The sequence below is a fragment of the Microcystis sp. T1-4 genome (assembly GCF_000297435.1).
Classification (GTDB): domain Bacteria; phylum Cyanobacteriota; class Cyanobacteriia; order Cyanobacteriales; family Microcystaceae; genus Microcystis.
The window spans coordinates 1-6,008 of sequence record NZ_CAIP01000357.1 but is presented as its reverse complement, the minus strand read 5'-3'; the positions used below and the strand labels follow the sequence as shown (position 1 = coordinate 6,008).

Sequence of the window (6,008 nt, the reverse complement as noted above, 5' to 3'; positions counted from 1 at the left end):
CTTAACTACTTATAAGATGTAAAAAATAACTATTTTTTCACCTTTAATTTGCCGTTCTCACGGGGAAAATATCCGCTTTTCAGAGATATAATACTAAAAAAATCGGCAATTTTTGCTAATTTCACACTATCTTTAGATTTATCTGCTATCTTGATGTCTGATCGGTTTTGGCAGTGGTTGACCCTTTCCTCTCCTAGGGAATCGTGAAAATACAAAAGAGGCGATCGAGTGCTAATTAGGGCTTGCTGAATAATGGTAAAACCCTTGTGGGTTAAGACTTTTAGAGTTTTTGTAAATCAAAAAGTACCAGATATGGGAGTGATCGGGGGGAAAATTCAGGGACTTTTTCCCTGAAAATTAGGTAATTGACCCCTTCAAAATCGGTAAAACCCTACACCCCACACCCTGCCCCCCCGATGTCGGGGGGGTTGGGGGGCCACACCCTGCCCCCAAGAAAAACTTTTTCAGCAAACCCTAATTATGAGATGAGCGATGCAGGAAGAAAAAGCGATATTTAATATCAACAATACTTTTTATCGACCAGAGAGTAAAATCGTCCGAGATTTAGGAGTTTTAGGGGCGGCAATTGCCCAAAAAGAGCGGGGCAGTTTGCGCGTTTTAGAAGTAATGAGCGGCTCTGGTGTGCGAGCGCTCAGGTATTGGTTAGAAAGTGGTGCGGATTGGCTGTGGGTTAATGATGGTAATCCAGAAATTAAGCCAACTTTAGACGCTAACTTAGAGAGTTTATTACAACAGAAAAAAGGGAAGATAACCTATAAATCTGCTCAAGAAGTTCTCCTAGAATGTTATCTTGAAAAAGACCATTATGATCTAGTTGATATTGATGCTTTTGGTTCCCCTGCATCTCTGTTTAGTGCTATTCCTTTAGCCACTAAAATCGGGGGTTTAATTTATCTGACTAATACCGATGGACGGACGTTGACGGGTCATAATCTAGAAAATAGTTTAGCTGATTATGGAGCATCTGCTCGCAATCATCCGGCTGCCCACGAACAGGGATTAAGATTAATTATCGCCGGTTTGCAATTAGAATCGGCCCGGTTAGGTTTAGGAATTACGCCGATTTTTTCCTTCTTTTTTGGTCAAAGTTATCGGGTGATGGTGCGGTTAACGGCTAATAGACAATTAAATAGTCATAACTACGGTTTTCTCGGTTATTGTCATAGCTGCGGGGAATATCAATCAGTGCCTTGGCCAAAGTTAGGCAAAATAGTTTGTTCTGGGGACGGGCAACCTTTAACCTTAACTGGACCTTTGTGGTTAGGCAGTTTACATGATCGCTTTTATCTAGAAAAAATGGCAGATTTAGCCGAACAATGGCAGTGGAAAAAGGTAGTCAAATTGTTAGAAATAATGAGGGAAGAAAACGATTTTCCTCCCTATTTTTATAGCTTTCGGGAAATTGGGAGAAGGGGCAAATTAGATCTACCCAAAAGGGAAGATTTAATTGCAGCTCTCCTAGAACAAGGTTATCGAGCCGCTGCCACCCATATTAACCCGCAAGCGGTGAAAACTAACGCTTCTTTAGCCCAATGTATCGCACTACTCAAGGACTAATTAGTTAATACCAATAACTAGAACTTTGTTGGGGTTCAGGGGCAAAAGCTAACCAGTAGGGGAATTGTAAAAGAGCGAAATTCAGCCGTTCTTCGGTATCATCGATAATAATGAGCGGTGAATACTTATCGTCGATTAAACGTTCCGCTTTTTGAATTAAAGCTTCGGGAGACTCAAAGAGAACGATGCCGCGGTCTGGTCCAAAATCGGCGCGGGAAATGCCGAGACAATCTTGGAGACCGCGCCGCCATTCGCCTAAACGTTCGGGACTATTAGCCAGAACGAGAGAACGGAAGCGATCGCCTTGTAATTCCGCCATAATCGAGATAATTGCCGAAGCCACCAGAATATTCTGGAGACGGCTGCCCATACCGCGAATCGTACCCCGGCCCCCCTGTTTAAAGAACCACTGTTGCACCCGTTCGGCGTGAATTGGTTCAAAAGTGCGCCGTAATTGCCAAGGCGGTCCGTAATAGTCAGGACGACTGCGATAACGGTCTAAAAGAGTTTGTATGCGCTGATTTTGGTCAGAAAAGCCCTGTCTAGGGGTGGATTGTCCCACCGGTTCCGATTCATAACCCGAACGGTTAGAACGACGGGGTTCTTGCCAATTATCCTGGCCCGGGTTACTGGTACGGGGGGGACGGGGACTTTCTCCGCGTCCATCCCGGCCTTGACTGCCACGGGATGGGCGCGGGTTTTCCTCCCGTTCGGTCCGCAGGGGAGGTTCCACAGGTCGGGGGGATTTTTCGGGGGTCTCAAAACGGGGTAATTCCAACTGTTCGGCAGCCGCGGCCAAATCCTGTAAACTGCCCACCAGATAGTCTTTAAATCCCTGAACCCGCACGGCTAGATCCTGGGAGACTCCGGCGAAATTACTCCGCATTTCCTGCCGAATCCGCTCACGACGGCGTTCTAACTGTTCGATCGCTAATTCTAAAGCCTGTTTGCGTTGTTCTAGGTCTTTTACGCCTTCCTTGAGCATTCTTTCGATTTGAGCTTTGATATCCCCTAGTTCCTCGGCGATCAAGCGTTCTTTTTCCGCTTTTAACGCCGAGATTTCTGCCGCTAGGCTCTGTTTTTGCCGTTCTAGAGCCTCGATTTCCCCCCGCAGGGGTTGCGCCTGCGCTGTGGGAACTAATTCGCCTTCGGGGGCGGTTTCCGATGGCAGGGAATTCTCTACCGGGCGATCGTTCCAGAGATCGTCAAAACTAAATTCTTCGACAGATTCATTGGGTAAGTCTGTCATTTTGTCAAGGGGTAAAACATTAAAATCTTCTGAATTCATCGGCTTTAGAAATGCAGAGCGAACAGAGGGCCAAGGCAGGCAATTAAGACGCTATTAGCCAGATTTTATTTTATCTCAATCTTAGTTCGCTTCTGAGTCGATCGCTTGCGGTGCTGCTAAAGGATAGTATTTTTCGAGGCACAGTCTCAGGGTTGCGCTGTCAAAGATAATGGGCAAAAAATGAATGCTGTTAATTTCTTTGAAATAAAATAGGATCGGGACTTTATTCCAGAAAATCCGCCAATTTTGCCATTCTTGGTAGGGAAAGGAGCGAATTTGTTGCCCGGACAGATAGACATCTAAGGAAGTGGGGGTAAACTGGAGGCGAATGCGGGTAGTCTGGAACATCAAGAATAGGCCTAACAGGGAGAAAATTATGCCGAGCCAGACCTGTAAAAAGAGTAAAGGCAGCGATAAAATTACCAAAAATAGGGGAATTCGATAGTTAGGAGCCAGTTCGATCGTTCCTGTTACTTCTTGCGGGGAAATAGTTGTCATTGGTGTCCCTATCGGCAGTCAGCCAAAATATCTTCGCTTCTAGTTTATCGCATTGTTTTTCGAGAAGCGATCGAGATAATCGAGACTCGATCGGGGATGATCTGGTAGTGTCATGGCATTGTAGAAAGAGACCTTACCCCCGTATGCACGCCGGAGATTAAAATCAGTTAAGACCTTGGAGCGTTGATCGGCGAGGATCAATTCTTTATTTAAGAGGATTAAATCAGCAAAATGGGTGATAGATTCGCCTAAATCATGGTTAACCACCATGACAATTTTATTTTCTTGCGCTAACTCACCAAAGATATTAAAAAGAATCCCCTCGGTTTTTTGATCTACCCCAACGAAAGGTTCATCAAAACAGAAAATCTCCGCTTCTTGGGCCAAAGATCTGGCTAAAAAGACTCTTTGCTGTTGTCCTCCCGACAGCTGACCGAGGGGACGATGGCGCAAATCAGCCATTTCCACCCGTTCTAGGGCATTTAAAGCCTGTTGACGACTAATATGGGAAAAAGGGCGAAACCAACCCGTTTTCCTGACTCTCCCCATCATTACCACATCCCAAGCGGTGACGGGATAGGTCCAGTCGATTTGAGATCTTTGGGGAACATAAGCGACTTTATCCAGTTGTTGCTGTAGAGATTGCCCTTGATAGTTAACGCTTCCCTGTTGTACGGGAATTAATCCTAGCATGGCTTTGATCAGGGTACTTTTGCCCGCGCCGTTGGGACCGATAATACCGGTTAATCGTCCTGGATAAATTTTCAGGGTGATATCCCGTAGGGCCTCCACGCCGCGATAATATACTCCTAGATGACTAACCGTAATTGTCCTTTGCATAGTTGTTACCCCGAGTCTCCATTTCTAGCATAGCTAAAAATGAGACAATTATGAAGCAACCATGAAAAGATTATGAAAGATAGGCGGGGTGAGATTAATCGCCACTTAGTAAAGCTTCCACGAATTCGTAACTGGAAAAGGGCCGCAGATCCTCGATTCCTTCCCCAGCACCCACAAAGCGAATCGGTAGGTTAAGCTGACGCGCTACGGCAAGGGCGACACCCCCTTTAGCTGTACCATCGATTTTAGTCAGGATCACGCCGCTTAATTGGGCAGCTTCCGAGAAAACCTCGGCCTGTCGCAGCCCGTTTTGTCCTAAAGTGGCATCGAGAACTAGAAGGGATTCCACCACGGCACTCTCGGCTTTTTTGTCGATAATACGGCGAATTTTGCTTAATTCTGCCATTAAGTTCTTTTTATTCTGCAATCTTCCCGCCGTATCCACTAAGAGTAATTCTACCTCCCTGGATTTAGCGGCTTCGATGCCATCGTACACCACGGCGGCCGGGTCGGTATTTTTGCCCGGGTTGGCAATGACTTCGACTTGCGATCGCTCTCCCCAAACTTTCACCTGTTCCACGGCAGCAGCGCGAAAGGTGTCGGCAGCGGCGATCATACAGCTATAGCCAGATTGTTTAGATAAATGGGCTAATTTGCCGATAGTCGTCGTTTTACCCACTCCGTTAACTCCTGTGAGCATCCAGATATTTAATTTGCCTTTTTCTGGCTCAAAACCGGGGTTGCTATAATTGGCTAAAGGTGCATCTAAAATCTCGCGGATAATTTCTTTGAGATATTCGATCGCTTTTTCGGGGGGCAAAGCTTCCTGTTTTAGCTTATTTTGGAGGGTAGTGATAATATAATCGGTGGCATCTACCCCCACATCGGCCTGAAGCAATAAAGCTTCGATTTCCTCCACTGCATCTTGATTGAGGGGACCCTGACCGACCACGGCCTTAAGCTGATTGACCAAGCTGCGGCGCGTTTTGCCTAAACCCTGACGCAATTTTTTTAACCAGGTGATTTCTTCTTCGGAAACGTCCTCTGCTTGTCGTCCCTGATTGGCTAAAACTTTGGCCGACCAGATAAAATCCTCATCCGGTTCTGTGGGGGTTTCGATGGCGGTTTCTTTGAGAATTTCGAGGCGATCGGATTTTTTCAGCCATGCGGGGGTATTATCCTCGGTTTCTTCTTGTTTAACTGGTTCTTCCTCTTGCGGAGGTTCTGTTTCAGCAATAGATGTTTCAGGGGTTTCGCTGACGACGGCCTCGGCCGTGGCTTTTTTCTCTTGAATATTTTTAAAGGCTTTTTTGGCCCAATCTAAATACTCTTCCTGACTGGTTGCCTCGCTGGGGGTTTCCTCTACGGGTGCGGGGGGTGCTTGTTCTTGTTCGGTTTGGACTTTCTGACGACGGAACCAGTTAAACATAGGAAAAACTAAACATAAAACTATTTATCTAGTTTATCTTAACTCTTGAAGTGAGCAATTTTGATACTTAGATTTTTAATTGTGGATTTCTCCGCATTTTTTGCTGGAGATTAAGGAAAAAATGATAACCTTGCTCAAGGATAACTTTATCTCTTTTTAGGGAAATGCTGTATCTTAGAAAATAGAATAGGAAGGAGAGTCAAAAATGTTAAGCACTACCGAAACTAAATATTATACTCCCGAAGAATATCTCGCCCTAGAGGAAACGTCCGAAGATAAAAATGAATATCGTCAAGGAGAAATTATCCCAATGGTAGGAGCCACCACTAATCACAATCAGATTTGTCTAAATTTTTGCCGTAATTTTCCCTTAAA

Annotated in this window: 6 protein-coding genes; 2 read left to right on the top strand and 4 right to left on the bottom strand. The window is 45.3% G+C overall.

What is annotated here, in order from left to right; genetic code table 11:
- The first annotated feature begins 492 nt into the window (after window positions 1-492).
- Window positions 493-1,578 carry a tRNA (guanine-N1)-methyltransferase gene (locus MICAI_RS17260; protein WP_008205173.1) on the top strand — a complete coding sequence of 362 codons (1,086 nt, stop codon included), beginning with the start codon at window positions 493-495 and terminating at the stop codon, window positions 1,576-1,578.
- 4 nt (window positions 1,579-1,582) lie between these two features.
- Here the strand turns inward: MICAI_RS17260 and MICAI_RS17255 are convergent, their stop codons facing one another.
- The 4 genes from MICAI_RS17255 to ftsY form a co-directional block, all read right to left on the bottom strand.
- Window positions 1,583-2,866, bottom strand: a complete 1,284-nt coding sequence (locus tag MICAI_RS17255; protein WP_008205170.1) for a DUF3086 domain-containing protein — start codon at window positions 2,864-2,866, stop codon at window positions 1,583-1,585.
- A gap of 81 nt (window positions 2,867-2,947) precedes the next feature.
- On the bottom strand, window positions 2,948-3,364 hold the full coding sequence (locus MICAI_RS17250) for a DUF3119 family protein (protein ID WP_002735466.1): 417 nt from the start codon (window positions 3,362-3,364) through the stop codon (window positions 2,948-2,950).
- Window positions 3,365-3,403: 39 nt separating this feature from the next.
- Window positions 3,404-4,204 (bottom strand): metal ABC transporter ATP-binding protein, encoded by an 801-nt coding sequence (locus MICAI_RS17245; protein WP_008205168.1) that lies wholly within the window; start codon window positions 4,202-4,204, stop codon window positions 3,404-3,406.
- A 94-nt stretch (window positions 4,205-4,298) separates the two neighbouring features.
- Entirely contained in the window at window positions 4,299-5,633 is a 1,335-nt protein-coding gene (gene ftsY / locus MICAI_RS17240) for a signal recognition particle-docking protein FtsY (RefSeq protein ID WP_008205166.1), read from the bottom strand.
- Between the two features lie 205 nt (window positions 5,634-5,838).
- On the opposite strand from ftsY, the gene MICAI_RS24290 reads away from it, so the two are divergent.
- Window positions 5,839-6,008, top strand: a 170-nt coding sequence (locus MICAI_RS24290; protein WP_198285309.1) for a Uma2 family endonuclease, incomplete at its 3' end; no start/stop codon positions are given.